General features: G+C 59.2%; 27 protein-coding genes. 20 read left to right on the forward strand and 7 right to left on the reverse strand.

Annotated features, from left to right (window positions below; genetic code table 11):
* Positions 1-55: 55 nt before the first annotated feature.
* Both ACZ1GU_RS06045 and ACZ1GU_RS06050 read left to right on the forward strand, forming a co-directional pair.
* Positions 56-376, forward strand: a complete 321-nt coding sequence (locus tag ACZ1GU_RS06045) for a hypothetical protein (RefSeq protein ID WP_472647159.1) — start codon at positions 56-58, stop codon at positions 374-376.
* A 61-nt stretch (positions 377-437) separates the two neighbouring features.
* On the forward strand, positions 438-1,046 hold the full coding sequence (locus tag ACZ1GU_RS06050) for a response regulator (protein WP_472647160.1): 609 nt from the start codon (positions 438-440) through the stop codon (positions 1,044-1,046).
* Between the two features lie 53 nt (positions 1,047-1,099).
* Here the strand turns inward: ACZ1GU_RS06050 and ACZ1GU_RS06055 are convergent, their stop codons facing one another.
* From ACZ1GU_RS06055 to lepB, 5 genes are all read right to left on the reverse strand, one after another.
* Positions 1,100-1,249 carry a hypothetical protein gene (locus tag ACZ1GU_RS06055; RefSeq protein ID WP_472647161.1) on the reverse strand — a complete coding sequence of 50 codons (150 nt, stop codon included), beginning with the start codon at positions 1,247-1,249 and terminating at the stop codon, positions 1,100-1,102.
* A 114-nt stretch (positions 1,250-1,363) separates the two neighbouring features.
* Positions 1,364-2,008, reverse strand: coding sequence for a hypothetical protein (locus ACZ1GU_RS06060; protein ID WP_472647162.1), 645 nt, complete (start codon positions 2,006-2,008; stop codon positions 1,364-1,366).
* On the reverse strand, positions 2,005-2,910 hold the full coding sequence (gene era / locus ACZ1GU_RS06065; protein WP_472647163.1) for a GTPase Era: 906 nt from the start codon (positions 2,908-2,910) through the stop codon (positions 2,005-2,007). Before era ends, ACZ1GU_RS06060 begins: the two co-directional genes overlap by 4 nt.
* Complete coding sequence (gene rnc / locus ACZ1GU_RS06070; protein ID WP_472647164.1) at positions 2,907-3,617, reverse strand: ribonuclease III; 711 nt, start codon at positions 3,615-3,617, stop codon at positions 2,907-2,909. Before rnc ends, era begins: the two co-directional genes overlap by 4 nt.
* Positions 3,614-4,477: a signal peptidase I gene (lepB, locus tag ACZ1GU_RS06075; RefSeq protein ID WP_472647165.1), complete on the reverse strand. Its 864-nt coding sequence runs from the start codon at positions 4,475-4,477 to the stop codon at positions 3,614-3,616. Before lepB ends, rnc begins: the two co-directional genes overlap by 4 nt.
* Positions 4,478-4,527: 50 nt before the next feature.
* On the opposite strand from lepB, the gene pgi reads away from it, so the two are divergent.
* The 18 genes from pgi (at position 4,528) to ACZ1GU_RS06165 (ending at position 24,016) form a co-directional block, all read left to right on the forward strand.
* Entirely contained in the window at positions 4,528-6,072 is a 1,545-nt protein-coding gene (pgi, locus tag ACZ1GU_RS06080) for a glucose-6-phosphate isomerase (RefSeq protein WP_472647167.1), read from the forward strand.
* A 273-nt stretch (positions 6,073-6,345) separates the two neighbouring features.
* The gene (locus tag ACZ1GU_RS06085; protein ID WP_472647168.1) at positions 6,346-7,926 is read left to right on the forward strand and encodes a DEAD/DEAH box helicase; all 1,581 of its coding nucleotides are present in this window, start codon (positions 6,346-6,348) and stop codon (positions 7,924-7,926) included.
* Between the two features lie 38 nt (positions 7,927-7,964).
* On the forward strand, positions 7,965-9,272 hold the full coding sequence (locus ACZ1GU_RS06090) for an MFS transporter (RefSeq protein ID WP_472647169.1): 1,308 nt from the start codon (positions 7,965-7,967) through the stop codon (positions 9,270-9,272).
* Positions 9,273-9,374: 102 nt separating this feature from the next.
* Positions 9,375-10,724, forward strand: coding sequence for a glutathione-disulfide reductase (gene gorA, locus ACZ1GU_RS06095; protein WP_472647170.1), 1,350 nt, complete (start codon positions 9,375-9,377; stop codon positions 10,722-10,724).
* 51 nt (positions 10,725-10,775) lie between these two features.
* Positions 10,776-11,801: an NAD-dependent epimerase/dehydratase family protein gene (locus ACZ1GU_RS06100; RefSeq protein WP_472647171.1), complete on the forward strand. Its 1,026-nt coding sequence runs from the start codon at positions 10,776-10,778 to the stop codon at positions 11,799-11,801.
* Between the two features lie 79 nt (positions 11,802-11,880).
* A complete protein-coding gene (locus ACZ1GU_RS06105; protein WP_472647172.1) occupies positions 11,881-13,413 on the forward strand; it encodes an acyl-CoA carboxylase subunit beta in 1,533 nt (510 codons plus the stop codon).
* A gap of 402 nt (positions 13,414-13,815) precedes the next feature.
* Positions 13,816-14,109, forward strand: a complete 294-nt coding sequence (locus ACZ1GU_RS06110) for a GIY-YIG nuclease family protein (RefSeq protein WP_472647173.1) — start codon at positions 13,816-13,818, stop codon at positions 14,107-14,109.
* Between the two features lie 118 nt (positions 14,110-14,227).
* A complete protein-coding gene (locus tag ACZ1GU_RS06115; protein WP_472647174.1) occupies positions 14,228-14,617 on the forward strand; it encodes a hypothetical protein in 390 nt (129 codons plus the stop codon).
* Positions 14,614-14,823 (forward strand): hypothetical protein, encoded by a 210-nt coding sequence (locus ACZ1GU_RS06120; RefSeq protein ID WP_472647175.1) that lies wholly within the window; start codon positions 14,614-14,616, stop codon positions 14,821-14,823. The genes ACZ1GU_RS06115 and ACZ1GU_RS06120 overlap by 4 nt, the downstream gene beginning before the upstream one ends.
* On the forward strand, positions 14,820-15,269 hold the full coding sequence (gene mce / locus ACZ1GU_RS06125; protein WP_472647176.1) for a methylmalonyl-CoA epimerase: 450 nt from the start codon (positions 14,820-14,822) through the stop codon (positions 15,267-15,269). Before ACZ1GU_RS06120 ends, mce begins: the two co-directional genes overlap by 4 nt.
* Positions 15,270-15,335: 66 nt before the next feature.
* Positions 15,336-16,121 (forward strand): enoyl-CoA hydratase-related protein, encoded by a 786-nt coding sequence (locus ACZ1GU_RS06130; RefSeq protein WP_472647177.1) that lies wholly within the window; start codon positions 15,336-15,338, stop codon positions 16,119-16,121.
* A 45-nt stretch (positions 16,122-16,166) separates the two neighbouring features.
* On the forward strand, positions 16,167-18,320 hold the full coding sequence (gene scpA / locus ACZ1GU_RS06135; protein ID WP_472647178.1) for a methylmalonyl-CoA mutase: 2,154 nt from the start codon (positions 16,167-16,169) through the stop codon (positions 18,318-18,320).
* A gap of 167 nt (positions 18,321-18,487) precedes the next feature.
* Positions 18,488-18,748, forward strand: a complete 261-nt coding sequence (locus tag ACZ1GU_RS06140; protein ID WP_472647179.1) for a hypothetical protein — start codon at positions 18,488-18,490, stop codon at positions 18,746-18,748.
* A 37-nt stretch (positions 18,749-18,785) separates the two neighbouring features.
* Positions 18,786-19,808: a biotin synthase BioB gene (bioB, locus tag ACZ1GU_RS06145; RefSeq protein ID WP_472647180.1), complete on the forward strand. Its 1,023-nt coding sequence runs from the start codon at positions 18,786-18,788 to the stop codon at positions 19,806-19,808.
* A gap of 400 nt (positions 19,809-20,208) precedes the next feature.
* On the forward strand, positions 20,209-21,003 hold the full coding sequence (locus ACZ1GU_RS06150; RefSeq protein ID WP_472647181.1) for a heme-dependent oxidative N-demethylase family protein: 795 nt from the start codon (positions 20,209-20,211) through the stop codon (positions 21,001-21,003).
* Positions 21,000-21,398, forward strand: a complete 399-nt coding sequence (locus ACZ1GU_RS06155) for a lysozyme inhibitor LprI family protein (RefSeq protein ID WP_472647182.1) — start codon at positions 21,000-21,002, stop codon at positions 21,396-21,398. The genes ACZ1GU_RS06150 and ACZ1GU_RS06155 overlap by 4 nt, the downstream gene beginning before the upstream one ends.
* Positions 21,399-21,478: 80 nt before the next feature.
* The gene (locus ACZ1GU_RS06160; RefSeq protein ID WP_472647183.1) at positions 21,479-23,497 is read left to right on the forward strand and encodes an ATP-binding protein; all 2,019 of its coding nucleotides are present in this window, start codon (positions 21,479-21,481) and stop codon (positions 23,495-23,497) included.
* Between the two features lie 231 nt (positions 23,498-23,728).
* Positions 23,729-24,016 (forward strand): hypothetical protein, encoded by a 288-nt coding sequence (locus ACZ1GU_RS06165; protein WP_472647184.1) that lies wholly within the window; start codon positions 23,729-23,731, stop codon positions 24,014-24,016.
* Here the strand turns inward: ACZ1GU_RS06165 and aroB are convergent, their stop codons facing one another.
* Positions 24,017-25,138 (reverse strand): 3-dehydroquinate synthase, encoded by a 1,122-nt coding sequence (gene aroB, locus ACZ1GU_RS06170; RefSeq protein ID WP_472647185.1) that lies wholly within the window; start codon positions 25,136-25,138, stop codon positions 24,017-24,019.
* Positions 25,129-25,707, reverse strand: coding sequence for a shikimate kinase (locus ACZ1GU_RS06175; RefSeq protein WP_472647186.1), 579 nt, complete (start codon positions 25,705-25,707; stop codon positions 25,129-25,131). The genes aroB and ACZ1GU_RS06175 overlap by 10 nt, the downstream gene beginning before the upstream one ends.
* Between the last annotated feature and the right edge of the window lie 10 nt (positions 25,708-25,717).

Consider the following 25,717-nt stretch of genomic DNA (forward strand, 5'->3'; position numbering starts at 1 on the left):
GTGTTGAAGTACCGGCGCTGCAAAAGCGCTCGGGCCCATATCAAAGGCCGCACACGTGATCGAAATCGAAGTCCAGAACGAAACGCACCAAACTCAAGAGCTCCTGCGCTTTGCTGCTGTTCCGCGCATCGGCGAAGGGCTTCGCCTGCGCGAACCTGATGGCATTTGGGCGAGCTACGACGTGCTCGACGTGTGGTATCAAAAGGCGGAATTTGGGGACGTCTGGATGCCCTATCTGCACGTGTGCATGACGCCAGGCGAAGCATCGGTCGGCGCGGCTGAACCGACGCCTTTCGAGGCAAACGATCAAGTATCAGAATTGGACCGGGCGGAAGAAGTCGATGAAGAGAACTTCGCGAGCCTTCGGGGGAGCTAGAGCCATTCAAAATCTAATCAAACGCACGACTGGCCCCAAATCACCGGGCGGTCAGGCTCGCATGGCCCAAGCGATGGAAGGCAAAACCCTTGCCGAGAAGCTCGCTGCTGCCAAAGGCGGGGCTGCTGATGAAGCTGCGCCTGCCGAAGACACGCCAGTGGCACCGGCTCCAGTTACCGAGGCACCAACTGCAGCATCCGTAGACGCTGTTGCTCCAGTACGAAGCGGAAATGACACCGACTCGATCGTCGAGGCCGCCAAAGCCATGCGTGACGGCGCAGGGACACATGTCCAGCAGTCTGCCGCGAAAGTTTGCCTGATAGTCGATGACAGCCGCGTGATCCGCAAGGTTTCGAGCAAGATTGCGAAGAGCTTGGGCTACGTTCCGATCGAAGCGGAAAATGGACAGGAAGGCCTGGCGCGCTGCAAAAAGAGCATGCCGCATCTAATCCTTACCGACTGGCAAATGCCGGAAATGGACGGGATCGAGTTCGTGCGGCAATTGCGCGCCATCCCTACACCCAAAGCGCCGACTGTCGTGTTTTGCACGTCGAAAGGCGATGCGACCGACATCCATGAAGGTATCGCTGCTGGCGCAGATGACTACATCGTCAAACCGTTTGACGAGCCGAGCCTGCGCGCCAAGCTGGAAAAAGTCAGCAAGGGCTGAAACGGTGAATGACAGCGCGGCACCGAGAAGCCGCGCTGCCAATTCGGTTCTGATCACCAAGGCAGAGGGATGTAGTCCGGCTCTGGATGTGGGCAACCGTTCGGGAAGTAGCTGTTTCCGCACCACTCGCCGCCGGGATGACGCTCTTCGATCTCACGAATAATGTTGCCGCCGGCAACAGTCGAAACTTCAAATTCAGTCATAGTTTTCATCTTTCACACTCCTTTTTGCTGATGAGGAGTTTTGAATAGGATGAGGTTGCACGTGCCGCGATTGGGCAGACGCACTAGGACAAGCGGGTTAGGATGGATGGGGGATCAGGTGCCCGCCAGATTTCTACCTGCATCCTTCCATGCGCGGCTGTTGGTAAGGCTGCTGGCGCGCAATGGTATCTTCGCATCAGGCGCGATCTGGTGGATTATCCCTCGCAAATTTTCAGTTAGGCTCGGCGGCATCCACGGATTAAACGTTATCGTATTGATCCAGTCGAGCTCGATCGGGAGGTCGGCATATTCGCGCACCTCGTCGCGCTTTGCGATGATCCGCCATTCGCGCTCGTCCGAATACCCTTCGCGCTTGACAAAAGGCAGGATTTCTATGCCTGATGCGGTGCTCTGTTCGAGTGCGTGCACACCCATGTAGTTGACCGGACCGGCGCGAAAACCGGTCTGCTGCTTGACCGCTCTCTCCAGAGGCTCGCGGTGAAACTCAATCGACACGCCATCAATGCCAGATGTGAAGACCCGCCAGTGGTGATAGGTCTCTTTGGCCATCGTGCAGCATAGGGCAAGCACCGACGGCGAAGAGGTTTTCGCGCGGTACAAATCCATGAAATAGGCGTCGTTCGCATCATCCCATTTCGATGGGCTGAGCAGCACAAGCTTCTTCTGGTTGAGCGTTTGCAGGGCGCTGGAAAGCGTCGTGTAGCGTTTGACGAATTTCCTCAGCGCGCGCGTGCTCATTTGACCCAGTCGAGACCCATCTCTTCAAAGATTTCCTTATCTTCCGACCAATTTTCGGCGACCTTTACGTGCAGGAAGAGGTGCACTTTGACGCCAAGTATCTCGGCGAGCTCCTTGCGCGCCGCTTCGCCGATTTCCTTGATCCGCTGGCCGCCTTTGCCGAGTACAATCGGTTTCTGGCTGTCGCGCGCGATCACGATCTGCTGACGTACTTCGACCGAGCCGTCGCTGCGCACTTCATAGCTTTCCGGGCGCACCGCCGCATCATAAGGCAGCTCGTCATGCAGTTGCTGGTAAAGTTGTTCGCGCGTGATTTCCGCCGCCAACAGGCGCTCGGAAGCGTCGGAGACCTGATCTTCCGGATACATCCAGGGGCCGGTCGGCATCATCTTCGCGAGCGCCTCGAGCATTTCCGGCACGCCATCGCCGGTCAACGCCGAGACGAAAAACACTTCATCGAATGCGATCCGCTCGGTCAATTCCTGTGCAAGCGCCAGCAGCGGCTCTTTCTTCGCCTTGTCAACCTTGTTCAGCACCAGGATCTTGCGCTCTGGCCGCTTCTCCAGCGCTTCGACCAGCGGCATCAGTTCATGGCGGCGCTGCTTGATCGGATCAACCATCAGCAGGATTGCGTCCGCGCTTTGCGTGCCCTCCCATGCAGCGCTGACCATCGCGCGATCAAGACGGCGGCGCGGCTCGAAAATGCCGGGAGTATCGACCAGGATCATTTGCACAGGACCGTAAAAAGCGATGCCGAGCATGCGGGCGCGGGTTGTCTGCGCCTTGGGCGAGGTGATCGCAACCTTCTGGCCGACCATCTGATTAACGAGAGTGGACTTGCCCGCATTGGGCGCGCCGATAACGGCGACAAGGCCGCACTGTGTTGGCGCATCAGCGCTCATGAAAATTGCTCCATAAAGGATTTGGCTGCCTGCTTTTCGGCTTCGGATTTGCTCGGTGCGGTTGCTTGCGCTTGGCCGACATTGTGCACGCTCACCTGCACAGTGAAGCGGGCCGCGTGATCCGGGCCGCTACGTTCGATGATCTCATAGTGCGGCGCGCGGTGACGATTGCCCGCCGCCCATTCCTGAAGTGCGGATTTGGGATGCTTGGCGACACCAGCTTTACCTGCCAGTTCCGCTTCCCAAACGCGGTAAATGAAGTCGCGCGCAGTCTCGAAACCGTGCTCGATAAAGCAAGCGCCAATCAGCGCCTCCATCACATCTCCAAGGATGTTATCGCTATCCGCGCCGCCATCCTCGCGCGCCTGTTTACCGAGCCGCAAGTGTGCCGGAAGTCCAATCGAACGCGCGATCCTTGCGCAGGTTGCACCGCTGACCAGCGCATTGAGGCGCTGTGAGAGCTTGCCTTCTGGCGCGTTGCCCTCGCCGTAAAGCCAATGCGCAACCGACAGGCCGAGCACGCGGTCGCCGAGGAATTCGAGGCGCTGATAGTCCTTTGGTGTGGGGGCACCGTTAGGCACGGCGCCTTGCACGCTGCCATGGGTTAGCGCTTCTAGCCAGGGGGCTTCACTGCGCATTTCGAGGCCCAATGAGGCGAGCCATTCCGCCGTTTCCGGACCGAGCTGGTCGAGCGGAGGGGCGGTCAAATCCCGTCTCCCATGCGGCTCCAACGTGCCGCAGAAAACCAAGTCCACGGCAAGAACCAGTTTGCGCCGCCATCGGTCGACCACATCACGACGCTCGCCTGACCTACGAGATTATCCTGCGGCACAAACCCGACCCCGCCGCCCGCAACGGCAGGGAAGCGGCTGTCCTGCGAGTTGTCGCGATTGTCGCCCATCACGAACATGCGGCCTTCCGGCACGATGACTGTGTCTTCGTTATCGGATGTGGTCGGGCCGAAGTCGAGCACGTTGTAGCTCACCCCGTTTGGCAGGGTTTCCCGGAACTGGGCATAGACGCACACGTCATCTCCCTCGGCATTGATCTGCTGCTCTGCGCCCCATGCGCAGCCGGTATTCTCCGAGACGGGGATCACGAAATCCTCGATCCGTTCTTTGGGGACAGGCTGACCGTTGAGGATGACCTGCCCATCCTGCATCGCCACGCTGTCACCGGGCAGAGCGATCACGCGCTTGATATAGTCCGTGCCGTCGATCGGGTGCTTGAAGATCACGACATCGCCCGCCTCGGGTTGATCGGCCAGCATTCGGCCCGGGATTAGCGGCGCGCCAAATGGTAATGAATTGTTCGAAAACCCGTAAGACCACTTGGCCGCGAGCAGATAATCGCCGTTCCAAAGGCGCGGCAGCATGCTTTCTGACGGGATCGAAAAGGGCGAAAAGATAAAGCTGCGGAAGATCAACACCGCCAGCACCAGCTTCACCAGGAAAAAGGCGAAACTGGTCAAGCTCTCCGTTTGCTCTTCAACTGCTGCAGTATCGCTCGCAGCCGCGCATACGTCACCAACCGGTTCGTCCGCATCAGTTTGGGTCTTAACATTCATCGGCTTCGTCCCTAACCGCGTGGAGGCAATCAAGCCAAGGGAATTTGCCAATGTCCGATCCGATTTCCACCGCCTGGGATGACATTTCCAAGCTTCCGCAGCCGTCTCTCACTGAGCTGTTCGATGCCGATCCAGATCGCGTGGAAAAGCTGAGCCAGCGGATCGAGGCGAGCTTTGGCGACCTGGGTGAGCTTGGTATTCGCTTCGATTGGTCGAAAACGCATCTCGACGATGCGGTTCTGGGCGAGCTGGAAAAGCTCGCCGAGGCGATGGATTTTACGGGTCAGCGAGAGCAGCTGTTCAATGGCGGGATCGTTAATTCGACCGAGGGACGCGCGGCGACCCACGGCGCGATGCGCGGCAGCGGCACCGAGGCACAGGTCGAAGAGGCAGAGGCGCTGACGGCGCGGATGGGCATGCTGGTCGAGGCAATCCATCAAGGCGCATTGGGAGAGATCAAGCACCTCATCCATATCGGCATTGGCGGATCGGCGCTTGGCCCCGCTCTCGCGGTGGACGCCCTTGGCCGCGACCTGACTTTGGTCGATGTGCATGTCGTCTCCAACATTGATGGTTTGGCGCTGGAGCAAGCCTTTGCCGCGTGTGATCCGGCGACGACGATGATTGCGGTCGCCTCCAAGACCTTCACCACGACCGAGACGATGACTAATGCCGCCAGCGCGTTCAAATGGCTGAGCGAAAATGGTGTCGATGATCCGGGCGGGCGCGTGGTTGCGCTGACGGCAAGCCCTGAAAAGGCGGTTGAGTGGGGCGTTGACGAGACCCGCGTGCTGCCGTTCCCTGAGAGCGTCGGCGGGCGCTATTCGCTATGGTCGAGCATTGGCTTTCCGGTGGCGATGGCGGTCGGCATAGAGGATTTTCGGGCTATGCTGGCGGGCGCGCAGGCGGTCGATACGCATTTTCGGGAAAGCGAGGGACGAGCGAACTGGCCGCTGCTCGCCGCCTTTGCCGACCAATATTATGTGCGCGCTCGTGGATGTCAGACCCGCGCCGTGTTCGCCTATGATGAGCGGCTGGCGCTGCTGCCCGACTATCTCCAGCAGCTGGAGATGGAATCGAACGGCAAGCGCGTGACCAAGGATGGCAAGCCGGTTGAGCTTCCTACCGCCGCGGTGACTTGGGGCGGGGTGGGCACGGACGCGCAGCACGCGGTGTTCCAGCTGCTGCATCAGGGCACGCATCTGATCCCGGTCGACTTTATCGCCAGCATTGCGCCGGGTGATGAGCTGGATCCGGCGCATCACGCAATCCTGCTCAACAATTGCTTTGCGCAGGGGGCTGCTTTGATGGCGGGCGGCAATATGGCGAAGGATGGCAAAGATCCCGCGCGCGCCTTCCCCGGCGATCGGCCCAGCGCAATGATGCTGGTCGATGATCTTGACGCAGCGGCGCTCGGCGCGCTGATCGCGTTTCACGAACACCGGACTTTCGCCAATGCGGTGCTGATGGGGATTAATCCGTTCGACCAGTTTGGCGTGGAGCTGGGCAAGAAAATGGCGCAGGATATGGAAGGCGGCGAGGGCGACTTTGATCCGAGCACGAAGGCGCTGCTGGCAGCGGCGGGGATGGGGTGAAGTTTCCTAATTCGACCGGCTCGCGACAAACGGAAAACGAATTGCTTTGACTTTTTGCACTGCAGCATCCACATGGCGCGCAACATGAAACGAACAAAGCCAGCGTGAAGCGGCGGTTCTTGAAAAATCACTCCCGCCCCGGCAGCGTTTCGACTCACATTTCCCACAACTTCCCTATTCACGCGGGCGGTTATTTAACCACCGCGACCGCGCCCGGATTCCATCTGGTTTCCGGCCAGCGTGCCGCACATATTGCGAGCTTAACACTCAAACATGACGACTACATTTGACCAATTGGGGCTGTCTCAGCCCATCCTTCAGGCATTGGACCTGCAAGGCTACACCACGCCGACACCTATTCAGGAGCAGGCAATTCCCTCCGTCCTTGAAGGCCGGGACTTGCTCGGCATTGCGCAAACAGGAACGGGCAAGACCGCAGCCTTCATGCTGCCGGGCATCGACCGTCTGCGCGAAAGCGATAATCAGATCCCGTTCAAATCCTGCCGGATGCTGATCCTTGCGCCGACCCGCGAACTGGCCGGGCAGATCGCCCAGAGCGCGAAGGATTACGGCGCGCTGGCTGGCATGAAAGTGCACTCGATCGTCGGCGGAACCTCGGTCAATAAAGACCGCAACAAGCTGCATCGCGGCACCGATATTCTGGTCGCTACACCGGGCCGTTTGCTCGACCTGATCGACCAGAAAGCGTTCAACCTTTCAGGCGTTGAAGTGCTGGTGCTGGACGAGGCCGACCAGATGCTCGACCTCGGCTTTATTCATGCGCTGCGCCGGATCAACGATCTGGTCCCGAGCGACCGCCAGACGCTGTTTTTCAGCGCCACCATGCCCAAGCAGATCAAGGAACTGGTCAAGGGCTATTGCAACAATCCAGTCCATGTGAGCGTGACACCGGAATCCTCCACCGCCGAGCGGATCGACCAGTACCTTTTCATGGTGCAGCAGAATGAAAAGCAATCGCTGCTCGAAATGGTGCTGTCTGGCCGCCATGCGGTACCTGGCAAGATTGAGCGTGTGCTGATATTTACGCGGACCAAGCACGGCGCAGACCGCGTCGTGAAGAAGCTGAGCCAGTGCGGCATCGCTGCCAACGCGATTCACGGCAATAAGTCTCAGCCCCAGCGAGAGCGCGCTCTAAGCGAGTTTAAGCGGGCGAAAACGAATGTGCTGGTGGCAACGGACGTAGCGGCGCGCGGGATTGATATTCCGGGTGTTAGCCACGTGATCAATTACGAGCTGCCTAACGTGCCGGAGCAATATGTCCACCGCATCGGGCGCACCGCGCGTGCGGGCAAGGATGGCGTTGCAATTGCTTTCTGTGCCGAGGATGAGCGCGCGTATCTCAAAGATATCAACCGCACGACGGACGCCGAATTTGAACGGCTCGACTTGCCGGAAAACTTCCGCGCGGTTGTCGAAGGCGTCGGCCCGACCAAGCCGGAGCCACGCGGCGCAACGCGTGTCTCGAAGAAGAAGGTCAGGCCGAAGCCGATTGGCGCGAAGAAGCATGGCGGCGGCAAGCCGCAAAATGGCTCAGGCGAGGACGGCGAGGAGCGCAAGCCGTTTCGCAAATCCAAGCCGAAGCACAATGCCCGCAAGGGTCGCCCAAACCGGGACAGTCGGCCTGAAGGTGATCGTCAAAGGGGTGATAGGCCGCAGGGTGATCGTCCAAGGGGTGACAGGCCGCAGGGCGATCGTCCTCAGGGCAACAAGCGGCGCGGCGGACGTCCGGGCGGCAATTCCGGTGGCGGCAGGCCCGGAGGCAGTCGTCCTGGTGGCAACCGTCGCAGATCGGGCGGCGGAAATCGCCAAGGCGCCAATCGCTCACGCGGCTAAACTCGGCACAAATCCGCGCGGGGGGCATTTAAGCTCGCATGCAGGGCAAATCTTCAACGCTGGAAACCGTCTTCGAGGCGCTCGTCATCGATGATGACGGGCGCACGTGCCGCGACATTCCCGACAGTTCGTGCCGCGAAGAGCCGCGCAATTTCTTCACCCATGTCGGCTCGCTGTCATTGAGCAAGTTGGCCGATGGCCTAATCGATCCTAAGCTGGTTTTGAGCTGGCTGATGACGACGCTCGGCGCGCCGGGCTATCTCATCGGCTTGCTGGTGCCGGTGCGCGAAGCAGGTGCGCTGCTGCCGCAATTGTTCACGGCTGGCGCGATCAGGCAGATGGCAAAGCGCAAATATGCCTGGGCTGCCGGCGCGGTCTCTCAAGGGTTGGGAGCGTTTGGCATTTTGGCGAGCGCGCTGTTGTTCGAAGGTGTGGTCGCGGGCTGGGCGATCCTCGGCTCGCTTACGGTCTTGGCCGTGGCGCGCAGCGTGTGCTCGGTCTCCTACAAAGATGTGCTGGGCAAAACCGTGTCTAAGTCGCGGCGCGGCACAGCCACCGGCACGGCGGGATCGATCTCGGCAGCGCTGGTGATAGTCTTCGCGCTGCTGCTCGTGACCGAGGTGATCGACCGCAAGGAACTTGTCCTCGGCGGACTGGCGGTGGCTGGCCTTTGCTGGATAACCGGAGCGGCTTTGTTCGCGACGCTTCAGGAGCACGCGGGCGCAAGCGAGGGCGGATCAAACGCATTCGATGTCGCTAAGGAAAACCTCTCGTTGCTGGCCGAGGATAAGCAACTGCGCCTCTTCATCTATGCGCGCGGTAGCCTTACGGCGACGGCGCTTGCACCGCCATTCATGATCGCGGCTGCCTCATCGGGCGGAGGAAGCGTGTTTGAAGGGCTGGGCTATCTGGTTCTGGCTTCGTCCGGCGCGGCTTTGGTCAGCTCTGCAGTCTGGGGCCGGTTGGCCGACCAATCGAGCCGCAAGGTTCTGATCTTTTCCGCTTTGGCAGGGGCAATCGCATTGGCGGCTACAGCGGCAGCGGGTTGGCTGGGAATGCTGTCCAACGCCTGGCTGCTGCCAGTGCTGCTGATGGGCCTGATGATCGCCTATCAAGGCGTGCGCTTGGGCCGCTCGACCCATCTGGTCGACATGGCAACCGAGGATACGCGCGCAGCCTACACCGCGCTCTCAAACACGGTCATCGGCGTGATCCTGCTCGTCGGGAGCGTGTTTGGAGTGATCGCGCAGGCCTTTGGCGCGGAGGCCGTGCTGGCCGGCATGGCGGTGTTGTGCGTCGCGGGTGCAGCCTTCGCCTTGCGGCTGGAAGAAGTGCAGCAGGCGTAACCCTTTTGGGTCTCATCGCGAATTGTCGATGCGCGCGCACGCTTGGCAATTCTGCCAAGCCCCGCCATAGCGCGCGCAACAGTTTCAAGGAGCACTGCCGCCATGGCCGAATACGATTACGACCTTTTCACTATCGGTATTGGCTCTGGCGGGACACGGGCGAGCCGTGTCGCGGTCGCGCATGGTGCGCGTGTCGCAGCGGCAGAAGAGCACCGGGTCGGAGGCACCTGCGTCATCCGTGGCTGTGTCCCGAAGAAGATGCTCGTTTACGGTGCGCAGTTTGCTGAGGATCTTGAAGACGCAACGCAATTCGGCTGGACCGTTGAGGGCAAAAGCTTCGATTGGGTCAAGCTGCGCGACCATGTGCTCGGGGACGTGGAGCGGATCGAAGGCGTATACACCGAGACGCTCGACAAGCACGACGTGACGATCTTTCATGAGCGCGCAGAGATCACCGGCGATCATGAAATCACGCTGGCAAGCGGTAAAGTCGTCACCGCGAAATACATCCTCATCGCGACCGGCGCATGGCCGCACGTGCCCGAGTTCGAAGGCTCAGAGCATTGCATCACCTCGAATGAGGCATTTCACCTCGATGACATTCCAAAGCGCATCTTGATCGCAGGCGGCGGCTATATCGCCAACGAGTTTGCGGGGATCTTCAACGAATTCGGCGCGAAGGTGACAATCGCCAACCGGTCGGATGTCATCTTGCGCCAGTACGATTTCTCTCTGCGCGATCGGCTGATGCAAATCTCCATGACCAAGGGCATTGAGTTCTGTTTCCACGCCGAGTTCGAATACGTGCGCAAGAACGACGATGGCAGCTTCGCGGTGAAGATGACCAATCACGAAGAGCGCGAGTTCGACCTTGTGATGATCGCGACCGGGCGCGTGCCGAACACAAAAGGGCTGGGTCTCGATAATATCGGCGTCGAGCTTGGCGATAAGGGCGAGATCAAGGTCGACGATTTCTCGAAGACCAATCTCGATTATGTCTATGCCGTTGGCGATGTGACCGACCGCGTCCAGCTTACCCCGGTAGCCATCAGAGAAGGTCAGGCATTTGCCGATAGCATGTTCGGCCCGGGCGAGCCGTATTGCGTGGACCATTCCTGCATCCCGAGCGCAGTGTTCAGCCACCCACCGATTGCGTCTGTTGGCCTCAATGAGCGCGAGGCGAAGGATCAATATGGCAAAGTCGCGGTCTACACCTCTGACTTCCGCCCGATGAAAAATGTCGTCGCGGGACGCAATGAACGCAGCCTGGTCAAGATGATCTGCGATGATGCAAACGGGACGATCCTTGGCATCCACATGATCGGTCCGGATGCGCCCGAAATCATGCAAGCCGCTGCGGTCGCAGTGAAGGCGGGCATGAACAAGGCCGACTTCGACGCGACCACCGCCATTCACCCGACAGTCGCCGAAGAGCTCGTTTTGCTGAGGTAAGTTGCCCTCTGCCACTCACCTCAATAGAGAGAGGCCAAAGGGAGAGGGACTATGACCAAGACCGTACTCGTCACGGGCGGCACAGGCTACATTGCGGGCGAACTCATCCGGCAACTCTTGGCGCGCGATTGGACCGTTCACACGACCGTTCGCAACAAGGCCAAAAGCGAAGCGATCTTGCGGAAGCGCCTCGGCAATCCGGGTGACGACAAAGTCAAAGTTTTTCAAGCCGATCTGATGAGCGATGATGGCTGGGCTGAGGCGGTCGCAGGATGCAGCCATGTCGCGCATGTCGCTTCGCCGATCGCCGCCTCTACGCCCAAGGATGAGAATGAGATGATTGTGCCGGCGCGCGAAGGAACCTTGCGCGCACTGCGCTTTGCCAAGGATGCGGGTGTCACGCGGTTCGTGCAGACCAGCTCGATGGCAGCCGTCGCCTATGGTCGCAGCGAGAAGGAATACACCGTCAGCGAGGCGGACTGGACCGACATCACGCATCCAGACGTCTATCCTTACGTCAAATCCAAGACGATTGCAGAGCGCGCGGCGCGCGATTGGGTCGCGGAACATGGCGGCGACATGGAGTTCGTCTCGGTCAATCCCTCGATGGTGCTGGGCCCGGTCGACGATCCTGATTTCTCGCCCTCGGTTGAAGCGGTGCGGCAGTTGTTGTCGGGCGAGGTTCCGATGGCGCCCGACCTCGGCTTTGCGATTGTCGACACGCGCGACACGGCAGAGCTGCATGTCAAATGCCTGGAAGAGCCCGGGCTGGGCGGCGAACGTTTCCTTGCCGCGGGTGGCTTCTACAAATTCATCGAAGTCGCACAGATGCTCAAAGACGAACTGCCGCCCGAGCATACCAAGAAAGTGCCAACGCGGATCATGCCCAACTTCCTTGTCCACGTGCTTGGCCTGTTCAACGCAGGGGTTCGTTCGATCAAAAGCGAGCTTGGCAAGAGCCGGCATTGCGATGTGAGTCATGCGAAAGAGCGTCTGGGCTGGCAAACACGGCCCGCGAAGGAAAGCGTGGTCGACTGCGCCAAGAGCCTGATCGAACACGGGGTCGTAAAGGTCTGACCCACCACTCGCATTGACGATCCGCCGCCGCTGCGGCAACGCGGTTCGCAATTGAGATTTCGAGAGCAGGGGCCCCTTTATGTCTGCCAATATCGCTGAAATGGAACGTCGCCGCGAAGCCGCCCGCATTGGTGGCGGACAGAAGCGCATCGACGCACAGCATGCCAAGGGCAAGCTGACCGCGCGCGAGCGGCTCGATGTACTCCTCGACGAAGGCAGCTTTGAAGAGCTCGACACCTATGTTGAACACGATTGCGTCGATTTTGGCATGCAGGATCAGAAGATCCCGGGCGATGGCGTCGTCACCGGCAGCGGCACGATCAATGGCCGGCTAGTCTATGTGTTCAGCCAGGATTTCACCGTGTTCGGCGGCTCTTTGTCAAAACGCCATGCGGAGAAGATCTGCAAGGTGATGGACAATGCGATGAAGGTAGGCGCGCCCGTCATCGGCCTGAATGACAGCGGCGGCGCGCGCATTCAGGAAGGCGTCGCATCGCTTGGCGGCTATGCCGAGGTGTTCCAGAAGAACGTGCTCGCAAGCGGTGTCGTGCCTCAGCTGAGCCTGATCATGGGGCCGTGTGCGGGCGGCGCGGTGTACTCGCCTGCCATGACCGACTTCATCTTCATGGTGAAGGACAGCTCCTACATGTTCGTCACCGGGCCGGACGTGGTGAAGACCGTCACCAACGAAGAGGTGACGCAGGAGGAGTTGGGCGGAGCGGTGACGCACACGACCAAAACCAGCGTTGCCGACAATGCGTTTGAGAACGACATCGAAACGCTGCTCGCGACGCGCAAGTTCTTCGATTACCTGCCGCTTTCCAACCGTGAGGAAGTGCCTGAATACCCCACGAACGACAGCTGGGACCGCGAGGAGCACTCGCTCGACACTCTGATCCCGGACAATGCGAACCAGCCTTATGACATGCATGAGGTGATCGCGAAGACGCTGGATGAAGGCGACTTTTTCGAGATCCAACCCGCCCATGCGGCGAACATCATCTGCGGTTTTGGCCGGGTTGAAGGGCGCACCGTGGGCGTGGTTGCGAACCAGCCGATGGTGCTTGCGGGCGTGCTCGACATCAACTCGTCAAAGAAGGCCGCGCGCTTTGTGCGTTTCTGCGATGCGTTCGAGATTCCGATTGTAACCTTCGTCGATGTGCCCGGCTTCCTGCCCGGCACCTCTCAGGAACTCGGCGGCATCATCAAGCACGGTGCGAAGCTGCTGTTCGCCTATGCCGAGGCGACCGTGCCCAAGATCACTGTGATCACCCGCAAGGCCTATGGCGGCGCGTATGACGTCATGGCGTCAAAGCATTTGCGCGGCGATTTGAACTATGCTTGGCCGACGGCTGAGATCGCGGTGATGGGCGCGAAGGGCGCGGTGGAGATTATCTTCCGACAAGATCGCGACGATCCCGACAAGATCGCTGAGAAAACGAAAGAATATGAAGACCGCTTTGCGAACCCATTTGTGGCGGCATCGCGCGGCTATATCGACGAGGTGATCTACCCGCACTCGACCCGCAAACGTGTGGCGCTTGGCCTACGCAAACTGCGGACCAAGCAGCTCGAGAACCCGTGGAAGAAGCATGACAATATTCCGCTGTGAGAAATTTTCGGACAGCTTCGACGGCCACGATCCTATTTTGGCTGACGGTCGTTTTCTTTCACATTGGAATTGTGTTGACGGTTTTTGTCGGAATGATTTCGTCGGGCTTGATTTTAGTCGCGCTCGGGGTTGCCTCAATGTTTGGCGCGATGGGTTTGGCTACGTATTGTCTCTTCGCTGTTCGTTGCCAGAACTGCGGAGAACGGTTCTTCGATTTCATCTTCCCTGGCTTCCCAGTCCAAGGTGGTTGTCAAAGTTGCCGCGTCTCTAAAGATGAAGGACTATCGAACTGAAACTCAGTCGTCTCAGCCGTCATTGCGAGCGTAGCGAAGCAATCCAGAGCGGAATGCGCAACATGCTGGATTGCAGCGTCGCCCCGAAACAAGTTCGGGCCTCCTCGCAATGACGAAATTGCCATGTGTCTACATCATGGCGAACATACGCAACGGAACCCTCTACACCGGGGTGACGTCAGATTTGCCCAAGCGCGCTTGGCAGCATCGCGAAGGCCTCGTCGAAGGTTTTTCCAAAAGATACGGATGCAAGCTACTTGTCTGGTTCGAACGGCACGACACAATGGAAAGCGCCATTCTTCGCGAAAAGCAGATCAAGGCTGGCAGTCGAAAGGCCAAGCTCAAATTGATCGAAACGCTCAATCCGACATGGCGCGATCTGTTTGACGATGTTGCGCAATGACCTGCCAACCGTCATTGCGAGCCGCGAAGCGGCGCGGCAATCCAGAACGATTGCGCGCTAGGCTCTGGATCGCCACGGCCCTTTGGGCCTCGCGATGACGAAAAGGGCAAACCAAGCAATGCAACCAAAACACCCCATCGTCCGCGCCATGCAATGGTTCGTCGCGCTGTTTTTCTTCCCGGCGCTCGCGGCTGTCGCGTGGATCAAGGCGCCGCAATTCGATCCCTACACGATGAGCTTTTTCACCAAGACCTATGTCGAGCCAACACATGATATGCCGGGGGATATCCGCATCGTCGGATGGATCATGATCGGCATCGGCGCAATTGTCGCCTATGCGGGGTTGAAAGGTGTGGTCAAACGCATTGGCAAGTGGCTCGACAACGCGATGCTGCTATGGATCGGGATGCTGGTTGTAGCGTTCGGCGCATCCTTCTTCGCGGCGGCGGACTCAGCGCAAGAGCGGATCGAACAGGAGACAGCGGGTGAAACTCGGCAGGCGAAATGACTGACCTTCCTACAATCTTTGCAGGATTGGCGGCGATCTCGCTGCTTGTTTGGACGCTCTTTCTCAGCTTGTCTTCTCGGCAAAAATCACGCGAGGGTCAAACTGGTGGGCCAGACTACAAGCTCTTCTCGTGGCTTGCCTTGATCGTCGCGGTGTTCTTCGTCTTTTTGGCATTTGCCACGTTTGAAATTCAGGTGATCCAATGAAACTCGGCAGACTTAATCACATCGGAGTGGCAACGCCTTCCATCGCTGACTCTATCGCGCATTACCGCGATACGATGGGCGCGACGCATATTCATGAGCCGTTCGATCTGCCCGAACAGGGGGTGAAGGTGTGCTTTGTCGATACGCCCACCGATTCCGGCATGAACGGGACGCAGATCGAATTGATCGAACCACTGGGGGAGATGTCCGCGATCAATAGCTTCCTCGCCAAAAACCCGCTCGGGGGTCAGCATCACGTCTGCTTCGAGGTTTCCGATATCGAGGAAGCACGCGCTGAGTTTGAGGCAATGGGCAAACGCATCCTCGGCCCGACGCGCATCGGCGCGCATGGCACACCGATCTTCTTCATCCATCCCAAGGACATGCAGGGCATGCTTACCGAGATCATGGAAACGCCCAAGGAAGGCGCGCACTGGTCGAATTGAAGCTCTTGCCAGCGGCCCTTCCAAGCGCCTAGGTCCGTTGCAAAGAGAGACCTTGGGAGAGCTTGGGTGAACTACGAAACAATCCGCGTGACGCGCGATGGCCCGCTGATGACAATCACGCTGAATCGTCCGGATCGATTGAATGCCATGCCGCCACAAATGGCCGATGAGATTGGTGCGGCGTTTTACGACCTTGATGGCGCGCGTGCGGTCCTGATTACGGGCGAGGGCAAGGGCTTTTGCTCTGGCGCAGACCTTTCCGCGCGCGGCGACCGTAGCGAGGCGGACATAAAGGGCGGCAGTCACAAGGCGCTGCAAAATCACTACAATCCCGCGATCAGCCAAGTGCTTCGCGCGCCAGTCCCGGTGATCTGCGCGGTCAACGGACCGGCGGCGGGTGTTGGGTGTTCGCTGGCCCTTGCAGGCGACTTCGTGCTTGCGGGCAAGAGCGCCTATTTCCTCCAGGCCTTCGTCAATATTGGCCTCGTGCCCGACGGCGGATCGACCTGGCTGCTGGCCCGCGCGATTGGCCGGGCTCGCGCGACGCGGATGATGATGCTGGGCGAAAAGATCGGCGGCGAACAGGCCGAAGAATGGGGTCTTGTCTACAAATGCGTCGATGACGCGGCCCTGATGGATGAGGCGCGCGTGCTTGCTGAAAAGCTCGCCAATGGGCCGACGCTTGCGCTCGCGACAATGAAGGCGAACATCAACCAATCGCTCGACGGATCGCTGCAGCAGGTGATGCTGGCAGAGGCAGAGGGACAAAGGCTTGCCGGAGCGAGCGACGATGCGCGCGAAGGCGGCATGGCGTTCCTCGAAAAGCGCAAGGCTCAATTCAAGGGAAAATAGTCCGCGCGACTTTTCCCGCGCGGCAAGTGTGGTAAAGCGCGCGCCATGACCAACACACCGACCCCCGAGGACTGGAAAGCGCTGGCGGACAAGGAGTCCAAAGGCCGCGATTTGACCACGCAGACGCCTGAAGGCTTTACTGTAAAGCCGCTCTACACCGGTGAGGATCACGCGGATTTCGATCCCGGTCTTCCCGGCTTTGCGCCGTTCACGCGCGGGGTGAAGGCGAGCATGTATGCCGGGCGCCCGTGGACGATCCGGCAATATGCAGGCTTTTCTACTGCCGAGGAATCGAACGCATTCTATCGTCGCAATCTCGCGGCGGGGCAAAAGGGCCTGAGCGTTGCTTTCGATCTGGCCACCCACCGCGGCTATGACAGCGATCACGAGCGCGTCGTCGGCGATGTTGGCAAAGCGGGCGTTGCGATCGACACAGTTGCCGACATGGAAATCCTGTTCGATCAGATCCCGCTCGACACGATGAGCGTGAGCATGACGATGAACGGCGCGGTGATCCCGGTGATGGCGTTCTATATCGTCGCGGTAGAAAGGTCTGGCGTGAACCAGGATCAGCTTTCGGGCACGATCCAGAACGACATTCTCAAGGAGTTCATGGTCCGCAACACCTATATCTATCCGCCCGAGCCGAGCATGCGGATTGTGTCGGATATTATCGGCTACACCAGCGCGAACATGCCGCGCTTCAACAGCATATCGATTTCGGGCTATCACATGCACGAGGCCGGGGCGACGGCGGTGCAAGAGCTCGCCTTCACCATCGCCGACGGCAAGGAATATGTCGTGCGGGCGATGGAAGCTGGGCTGGACATTGATGCGTTTGCGGGTCGCCTCAGCTTCTTCTTCGGCATCGGCATGAACTTCTTTATGGAGATTGCCAAGCTGCGCGCAGCGCGCACGCTCTGGTACCGCGTCATGGACGGGCTGGGCGCACAGAAAGACCGCTCCAAAATGCTGCGCACGCATTGCCAGACCTCCGGTGTGAGCCTGCAAGAGCAGGACCCGTACAACAACGTCATCCGCACCACGATTGAGGCAATGGCGGCCACACTGGGCGGGACACAGAGCCTCCATACCAACGCGCTCGACGAAGCGATTGCGCTGCCGACCGATTTCTCCGCCCGCATCGCGCGCAACACGCAATTGGTGCTGCAAGAGGAAAGCGGGATCACGCAGGTCGTCGATCCGCTGGGCGGCTCGCATTACATTGAGGCGCTGACTGCGACCTTGGTCGAGGAAGCCGAAAAGCTGATTGCAGAGGTCGATGCGGCGGGCGGTATGACCGCCTATGTCGACACCGGCGCGCCCAAGGCTGCGATTGAACGCGCGGCGGCGGAAAAGCAGACGAGCGTCGACAAAGGCGAGACGGTGATCGTCGGGGTCAACAAGTACCGCAAGGACAAGGAAGACCCGATTGAAACGCTCGACATCGACAATGCGAAGGTGCGCAAAGGCCAGATCGAGCGCTTGAAACAGGTGCGCGCTGGCCGCGATGAGGCCGCGTGTCAGGCGGCGCTCAAGGCGCTCACCGGAGGCTGCAAATCAGGCGGCAATGTGCTCGAACTCGCCGTCGAAGCCGCACGGCACGATGCGACCTTGGGCGAAATCTCTGCCGCGATGGAAGAGGTTTTTGGCCGCCACGATGCGACGCCAATGCCTGTGACCGGCGTCTACAAAACCGCTTACGAGTTCGATCAACGCTGGGCGCAGGTGACCGACGGCGTCGCAGCGGTCGAGCGCCGCCTGGGCCGCAAACCGCGGATCATGGTCGCCAAGATGGGGCAGGACGGGCACGATCGCGGCGCGAATGTCATCGCCAGCGCCTTTTCAGACATGGGTTTTGAAGTCGTCTCCGGCCCGCTGTTCCAGACACCACCAGAGGCGTGCGCAATGGCGCTGGAGCACGATGTCGATGTGGTTGGCGCCAGCTCGCTTGCGGCAGGTCACAAGACGCTGATCCCCGAGCTGATCCGCTTGCTAAAGGAGGCAGGCCGTGCGGATATCAAAGTCACTGCAGGCGGCGTGATTCCGCCGCAGGACTATGACTTCCTTCGCGAAGCGGGCGTGCAGGGCATTTACGGTCCAGGCTCCAACGTGGTCGAATGCGCAGCGGATATTCTGACCCTGCTCGGCCACAATATGCCGCCCTTGGGTGAGGGCTTGGACGAGGCAGCGGAGTGAGGTTTGCAGCACCCTCTTATTTGTTGCTTTCCGCATGCATCGCGCTGCCCACCCAACCAGCCTTGGCCTGCACGCATGAAGCGGCAAAATCGGTGGGGCGTTATCTCGATCGAGAGCGCAAAAAGAGGATAAAAGTTGAGGGCACGCTGCGGGTGGCGAGTTCTTTCATGATAACTCGACCGGATGATTTCAACAAAGACGCTATCGTAGAAGAGACCTGGCACTTCGGAAGTCTTGAGACCGACAAGGGTCGTAGATACGAAACATACCACAACACCGACAACTTGATCGTTTTGTGCGGGCGGGCTCAAGGGCCCGTGCGCGATGCGACAGGCGTGTTCTACCTTCAAAAGAACCCGGAAAACGGGAATTTCTACATCTACGATTGGGACGGCGACTACTTGCCCGTCGACACGGCAGAAAACTGATTTAAAGCCTGCCGTCCTTGATACTTAGAGGAAATTGATGACCAACCCCCGCAATGATTGGACCCGTGACGAGATCGCGGACCTTTTCAACCTGCCGTTTACCGAGCTGTTGTTTCGCTCAGCCAGCGTTCACCGCGAGAACCATCCGCCCGAGCAAATCCAGCTGTGCACTCTGCTTAGCATCAAGACCGGCGGGTGCGAGGAGGATTGCAGCTATTGCAGCCAGTCCGCGCATCACAGCACCGATGTGAAGGCGACCAAGCTGATGGACCCGCAGGAGATATTGCAACGCGCGGCTGAGGCCAAGGATGCCGGATCGCAGCGCTTCTGCATGGGCGCAGCGTGGCGCAATCCCAAGGAACGCGACATGCCCAAGATCGTCGAGATCGTGAAGGGCGTGCGCGAAATGGGGATGGAGACTTGCATGACGCTCGGCATGCTGACTCCCGATCAGGCTGATCAGCTCGCCGAAGCGGGCCTCGACTATTACAACCACAACATTGATTCTTCGCCGGAATATTATGAGCGCGTGATCTCGACGCGGACGTTTGAGAATCGGCTCGACACGCTCGGCAATGTGCGCGCGGCGGGGATCAATGTGTGCTCTGGCGGGATTATCGGCATGGGCGAAACGCGTGAGGATCGCGTTGGCTTTGTCCATACGCTCGCGACTTTGGATGAGCATCCCGAAAGCGTGCCGGTCAATGCGCTGGTGCCGGTGAAGGGCACGCCGCTGGGCGATATGCTGGCCGATACGCCGCTCGCGAAAATCGACGATATCGAGTTTGTGCGCACGGTTGCGGTCGCGCGAATTACGATGCCGATGTCGATGGTGCGACTATCTGCCGGGCGTGAAAGCATGAGCGAGGCGACGCAGGCCCTGTGCTTCCTCGCGGGCGCGAATTCGATCTTTACCGGAGACAAGCTGCTGACCGCGCCTAATGCGGGCGATGATAGCGACGGCGCTCTATTTTCGAAGCTGGGCCTGACGGCGCTGCAAGGCGAGGAGCCTGCGAGAGGTCTAAATCCGGCGCGCAAAGTGAGCGAGGCAGCGGAGTAGTGCTTCTAGGCTTCCACTTTGATCCTAGAACCGGAAAGACTATTGATAGAGATAATAAGGAAGTTCTTGTCGTTCCTGAAATCAATGGAGAAAAACAGAACGGACCATGGCTGATTGGTCAAGTGGAAGACTTAACGGGAAGAATTCGGTTCAGTTGGGTGTCGACTCGTACTTGGCATTCCGCAGGTTACAGGAACTCAGAAGGTAGCGAGATTAAACATGAAATTGTGCATTTCGTTTGCTGGGAAACCTCACCGCTCGCGAAATTTAGTTCAGACAGATATCTTTCCAGAATTGGAGAGCATTTGACAGATCATAAACACATGTACCGCATGGGATTAGCGTCATCGCAATGGCAAAAATCCCCTGAATTGGAGAAAGAGTGGCGGGCCTCCCAAGAATGACCCTCGGTTTCTCCGTCGATGAGCTTTTGCCCAAGGCACGCGGCGGCGGGCAGCTTAAGATGGGCCTTAGCAAACTCTCCGAAGGAGACTGGCTCCAGCCAAATCCTGATACCGCCGCGAGGCGCAAAGGCTTCGAAGAATTTCCAGAAGGCGCTCAGCTGACCGCAAAGGCCTTAGGGCCGGGCGAAGAACTGGCCGACATGCTGGGCCTCAAAGGCGGCCTGATCGAGTCGGCAATGGCGCATCACGAGGACATGTGCTTGCTGACCCAGCTTGATGGCGAGGAGCATTACCGGCTGATCGGAACGGCGGTGGCATGGCCGAGCGATTGGCGTCCAGCGGATAAAATGGGGCTGCCTTTGCGTGCACTGCATGCGCCGATTGCCGGCTATGAAGAGCAGTTGGCGAGCGGCGTCGATCACTTTATGGCGAAGCTCCAGCCCGGCCAAATCTATGGCCGCTGTAATTGGTTTGTCGCGCCGACCGGAGATATGCGCTGGACCGCCGACAAGCCTGCACCGGTCGCCTTCGCGCATGTCACGCCGGACAATGCAGGCGAAACCCTGTTCGTCCGCTCAGAGCGCCAGACCCTGCGCCGCCTGCCAGAAACCGGAGCAATCCTGTTCACCATTGGCATCTACGTGGAGCCGCTCGGCACGCTCAACAAGGCCAATATCGCTCGTCTTGCGGTGGCGGCTCAGACCCTTCTGGCAAATGAGGGTGACCGCCGGGGCGCGCCGCATTATGCAGCAAGTCTCAGCGCATTCGCCGCGCGAAAGGACCTGACATGATAGAAGCTCTCCTCCTGCTGTTCCAGGCCGATTACGTGCCGCCATGCGATTGGGAAAAGGCTGATCAAGGCATTCAGGCAGAGATGAATATCTGCGCGCTCAACGACTTCATTGCCGCCGATAAAGAGCTCAATGAGCAATGGACGATCACCTCGGCAGTGATGAAATCGCGCGACAAAGGCTGGAATCCAGAATGGGACGAGCGTCCGGGGTATTTTGAAAGTCTGCTTGCCTCGCAGCGCGCCTGGCTGAAATATCGCGATGCGCATTGCCGGGTGGAGGGATATGTCGCGCGCGGTGGCTCGATGGAGCCGCTGCTCGTCTCGACTTGCAAGACCAGCCTAACCAAAGCGCGAACACAAGAATTGCGCTCGCTTGCAGACAGTCCTGCTTAGGACAACACCGCGCCGTCTTGCTTGGCGCGCTTCAAGACGGCATAGCGCCTGTCATTCTAGTTCACGCCCGGGGGCCCAATTTGTTTTCCAAGATCCTGATTGCCAATCGCGGGGAAATCGCCTGCCGCGTCATCAAGACCGCGCGGGCCATGGGGATCGCGACGGTCGCGGTTTACTCGGATGCCGATGCGCGCGCGCCGTTTGTGCGGATGGCGGATGAGGCGGTGCATATCGGCCCGGCGCCTGCGGCGGAAAGCTACCTGATTCCGGAAAAGATTATCGCGGCGTGCAAGGAAACCGGCGCTGAGGCGGTGCATCCCGGTTATGGCTTCCTGTCCGAACGCGCGAGCTTTGTCGAAGCGCTGGAAGCTGAAAACATCGCCTTTATTGGCCCGCCTCCTGGAGCGATTGCGGCGATGGGCGACAAGATTGAATCGAAGAAACTCGCGCGCGAAGCAGGCGTCAATGTCGTCCCCGGCTTTGTCGGCGAAATCCGCGATACTGATCACGCGGTCGAGATTTCAAACGACATCGGTTATCCGGTGATGATGAAGGCCTCTGCCGGCGGTGGGGGCAAAGGCATGCGCCTCGCATGGTCCGAAACGGACGTGCGCGAGGGCTTCGAAGCGACCAAGCGCGAGGGGCTCAACTCATTCGGGGACGACCGCGTCTTTATCGAAAAATTCATTGAGAACCCGCGCCATATCGAGATTCAGATCCTCGGCGATAAGCACGGCAATATCCTGTACTTGAACGAGCGCGAATGCTCGATCCAGCGGCGTCACCAAAAGGTAGTCGAGGAAGCGCCTTCACCTTTTGTGACCGACAAAATGCGCAAAGCAATGGGCGAACAATGCGTCGCTCTGGCGCGCGCAGTCGACTATCATTCGGCGGGCACGGTCGAGTTGATCGTGAGCGGCGCGGACAAGACCGGCGAGAGCTTCTACTTCCTCGAAATGAACACCCGGCTCCAGGTCGAACACCCTGTGACCGAGGCGATCACCGGCGTAGATCTGGTCGAACAGATGATCCGCGTTGCAGCGGGCGAAAAGCTCGAAATGACGCAGGACGATATCGGGATTGATGGCTGGTCGATTGAGAACCGCGTCTATGCCGAAGACCCCTATCGCGGATTTTTGCCCAGCACCGGTCGCCTGGTCGAATATGAGCCGCCACTCGAAGGCTGGACCGATGATGGGGAGGCCAATGGCCGCCGCGGTGTCGATGGTGTGCGCGTCGATGATGGCGTGTTCGAGGGCGGCGAGGTCTCGATCTTCTACGACCCGATGATAGCCAAGCTGATCACCTGGGCTCCGACCCGCGAAGAGGCGGTCGATAAACAGATCGAGGCGCTCGATCGCTTTCGCATCGAGGGGCTCGGCCACAATATCGATTTCCTCAGCGCGATCATGCAGCACGAAAGGTTCCGCTCGGGCGAGCTGACCACCGGCTTCATCGCAGAGGAATATCCCGAGGGCTTCACCGGCGCGCCAGCGGACGAAGCGTTCATGCGCCAGCTAGCGGCTCTGTTCGCGGGCGCGGAGTTTACCGAGCGCGTCCGCGCGCAGCAAATCTCTGGGCAGATGGCAACCTTGCCGCATCCGCCTTCGGATTGGATCGTGAAGATCGGCTCGGAGACCTATGACGTGCTGCTCGAAGAGGGCGGTGCGCGGGTCGATGGCGTTACTATGCGCGGCACGTGGGATTGGGAATGCGGCATGCCGCTCGCCAATGTCACCGGCGAATACGAAATCGGCGTTCAGGTCGAGCGGATTGGTGTGCGCTGGCGGATGACGACGCAAGGCGCATCGCATGCAGCGCTGGTGCTCCCTGCGGGCATAGCGCCGCTTGCAGAGCATATGATCGAGAAGGTTCCGCCTGATCTATCGAAGATGCTGATCTGTCCGATGCCCGGCCTGCTCGTGAAACTGCACGTTAGCGAAGGCGAAGAGGTGCAGCCCGGTCAGCCGCTGGCGACGGTCGAAGCGATGAAAATGGAGAACATCCTGCGCGCTGAAAAGGAAGGCACGATTGCCACAATCAACGCGGCTGAAGGCGAGAGCCTGGCAGTTGATGCAGTCATTCTCGAACTCGAGTAATTGCGCGTTTGCTTGTTTTGCAAACGTTGCAAGATTTACCAATTTCACGAATATTTGCTTCGCCGGAAATTTTCTTAGGCTCGCGTAAAACAAGTGCCGTTCGACTGTATCAATATCGGACGGAGCTCTTGTTGATTCGCGACAATCTCCCGAATTTGCTGGATAATACGATCCGAATTGGAAACAGTTCTCCCAATCGCGAATCATCGCGAAGGCTTTATGAGGTTGGTTATGGCGAAGCAAGGAACAGGGTTTTTCGATGCCAAAGGGCACTATTTCCGCTCGCCCGAAGAAGCGACCGTTAGCGATATAGCCGCGCTTCTGGGGCAAATTGGCGATGGCGAAAGTCTCGCCCCCGGTATCGCGACAACATTGCTCAGCCGCCGCGCTGACATTGAGCGTTTGTTTGCAGAGCACGATGCTATGTTGGTCGAGCAGGAACGGATCAAGGCAGCGCTTGAAGGCTTACCTGAGAAGGTTTCCAAACTGCCGAGCCGCGCAAGCAAACACTTGGCCTGATCAGAGGTGCGCCAGTTCGTCATCGAGGAAAGCGGCGACATCGCTTAGATCGACATCGCGCGCCATAAACGCGCCGCCAATGCCATCGAGCAACAGAAAGGGAAGCGTTCCGCTTTCCATCTTTTTGTCGTGCCGCATGTGATCGACGAGCCGCGCTCCGTCGCATGACAATCCGAGCGAGGTGATCTCCGAGCGCAGGCCGACTTGCGCAATCGCCCGCGCGACCCGATCCGCGTCGGCTTTATCGAAATGCCCGCGCCGTGCCGAATAGCGCGCCGCGAGCACCATACCGAGCGCGACGCCTTCGCCGTGCAGCAGGTCTTGCGAAAACCCGGTTTCCGCCTCGAGCGCGTGCCCGAACGTGTGGCCAAGATTGAGCAGAGCGCGCCGACCCGAAAGCTCGCGCTCGTCCTCCGCGACGATGCGCGCCTTTGCACGAATACTGGTGGCGATTGCGTAAGTGAGCGCTTTGGGCTCTCGCGCGATGACCTTTTCGCCGTTTGCTTCCAGCCAAGCGAAGAAATCAGCATCGCCCAGCAGGCCGTATTTGAGCACCTCGGCATAGCCGGCGCGCATTTCGCGGTCGGGCAATGTGTCGAGAACTAGGGGGTCAATCAGCACAGCGGAAGGCTGGTGAAAGGCCCCGATCAGGTTCTTTCCTGCTCCCGTATTGATTGCGGTTTTTCCGCCGACCGAACTGTCGACTTGTGCAAGCAAAGTGGTGGGGATTTGGACAAACCCACATCCGCGCTTGAGCACAGCGCAGGCAAAGCCGGTGAGATCGCCAACCACGCCGCCGCCGAGCGCGAATACATGATCGCTGCGGGTCACGCCAAGCGCGAGCAGCCAATCGGTCAGCTTTTCCAGCACGCCCCACGACTTCGCGCCTTCACCTGGTTCGACCACGAACCAGTCTGCTTCATAGCCTTCAGAAGAAAGGCTCTTCTCGATTGGATTCTGAAACAGCCTGTATGAATTGGTGTCAGCGACGAACGGAACCTTGCGCTCGTTATACGGCTGAAAATACTCAACTGCTTTGACGGCAAAGTCATGAAGAATGCAGCCGCTTTCAATCGTCACATCATAGCTGCGTCCAGCTAGTTCAACGGGGATCACATCCATCTGTCGATTGCCTCGATTATGCGGAGCGCAGTGTCTTCGTGCGGGCCGTCCACGCTATCGACCCGGATCTGGGCCTGCGAATAAAACGGTTGGCGCGCTTGATACAGCCCGCTGAGAATGTCCTTGGGATCGCCGGTTCGCAGCAAGGGCCGCGTATTCCGCCGCGAAGTGCGCTCGACGAGGGTGTCAATGTCGCAATCGATCCACACGGCGACCGCCTTGTCGAGGATCAGCGCGCGCGTCTCGTCATCAATGAACGCGCCGCCACCGGTCGCGATAACGCCGGAATGTTCGTCAATGAGCCGGGCAATCACCCGGCGTTCGCCCGCGCGGAAATAGTCTTCGCCAAATTCATCGAAGATTTCGGAGACCTTGCGCTGTGCGGCTTCTTCGATCGCATCATCCGCATCGACAAAGCCGCGTCCCAGCATATTGGCAAGCCGTCTTCCGACGGTCGACTTGCCCACACCCATCAATCCGACAAGCGCAATTGGCTTGTCGAGCTCGCGCGAGACCCGCGAGATTGTGGGCGTCAATTCGCCGTGGTTTATAGCGCCGTCTTCGGTCATTGCGGCAAGG

The organism is Erythrobacter sp. HA7-11, assembly GCF_055693605.1.

Bases quoted from the DNA above. Each gene is read 5' to 3' on its own strand.
- ACZ1GU_RS06050 (WP_472647160.1), top strand. From the start codon at position 438: ATGGCCCAAGCGATGGAAGGCAAAACCCTTGCCGAGAAGCTCGCTGCT.
- ACZ1GU_RS06055 (WP_472647161.1), bottom strand. From the start codon at position 1,249: ATGACTGAATTTGAAGTTTCGACTGTTGCCGGCGGCAACATTATTCGT.
- ACZ1GU_RS06060 (WP_472647162.1), bottom strand. From the start codon at position 2,008: ATGAGCACGCGCGCGCTGAGGAAATTCGTCAAACGCTACACGACGCTT.
- era (WP_472647163.1), bottom strand. From the start codon at position 2,910: ATGAGCGCTGATGCGCCAACACAGTGCGGCCTTGTCGCCGTTATCGGC.
- lepB (WP_472647165.1), bottom strand. From the start codon at position 4,477: ATGAATGTTAAGACCCAAACTGATGCGGACGAACCGGTTGGTGACGTA.
- pgi (WP_472647167.1), top strand. From the start codon at position 4,528: ATGTCCGATCCGATTTCCACCGCCTGGGATGACATTTCCAAGCTTCCG.
- ACZ1GU_RS06085 (WP_472647168.1), top strand. From the start codon at position 6,346: ATGACGACTACATTTGACCAATTGGGGCTGTCTCAGCCCATCCTTCAG.
- ACZ1GU_RS06090 (WP_472647169.1), top strand. From the start codon at position 7,965: ATGCAGGGCAAATCTTCAACGCTGGAAACCGTCTTCGAGGCGCTCGTC.
- gorA (WP_472647170.1), top strand. From the start codon at position 9,375: ATGGCCGAATACGATTACGACCTTTTCACTATCGGTATTGGCTCTGGC.
- ACZ1GU_RS06100 (WP_472647171.1), top strand. From the start codon at position 10,776: ATGACCAAGACCGTACTCGTCACGGGCGGCACAGGCTACATTGCGGGC.
- ACZ1GU_RS06105 (WP_472647172.1), top strand. From the start codon at position 11,881: ATGTCTGCCAATATCGCTGAAATGGAACGTCGCCGCGAAGCCGCCCGC.
- ACZ1GU_RS06110 (WP_472647173.1), top strand. From the start codon at position 13,816: ATGACGAAATTGCCATGTGTCTACATCATGGCGAACATACGCAACGGA.
- ACZ1GU_RS06115 (WP_472647174.1), top strand. From the start codon at position 14,228: ATGCAACCAAAACACCCCATCGTCCGCGCCATGCAATGGTTCGTCGCG.
- ACZ1GU_RS06120 (WP_472647175.1), top strand. From the start codon at position 14,614: ATGACTGACCTTCCTACAATCTTTGCAGGATTGGCGGCGATCTCGCTG.
- mce (WP_472647176.1), top strand. From the start codon at position 14,820: ATGAAACTCGGCAGACTTAATCACATCGGAGTGGCAACGCCTTCCATC.
- scpA (WP_472647178.1), top strand. From the start codon at position 16,167: ATGACCAACACACCGACCCCCGAGGACTGGAAAGCGCTGGCGGACAAG.
- ACZ1GU_RS06140 (WP_472647179.1), top strand. From the start codon at position 18,488: ATGATAACTCGACCGGATGATTTCAACAAAGACGCTATCGTAGAAGAG.
- bioB (WP_472647180.1), top strand. From the start codon at position 18,786: ATGACCAACCCCCGCAATGATTGGACCCGTGACGAGATCGCGGACCTT.
- ACZ1GU_RS06150 (WP_472647181.1), top strand. From the start codon at position 20,209: ATGACCCTCGGTTTCTCCGTCGATGAGCTTTTGCCCAAGGCACGCGGC.
- ACZ1GU_RS06155 (WP_472647182.1), top strand. From the start codon at position 21,000: ATGATAGAAGCTCTCCTCCTGCTGTTCCAGGCCGATTACGTGCCGCCA.
- ACZ1GU_RS06165 (WP_472647184.1), top strand. From the start codon at position 23,729: ATGGCGAAGCAAGGAACAGGGTTTTTCGATGCCAAAGGGCACTATTTC.
- aroB (WP_472647185.1), bottom strand. From the start codon at position 25,138: ATGGATGTGATCCCCGTTGAACTAGCTGGACGCAGCTATGATGTGACG.
- ACZ1GU_RS06175 (WP_472647186.1), bottom strand. From the start codon at position 25,707: ATGACCGAAGACGGCGCTATAAACCACGGCGAATTGACGCCCACAATC.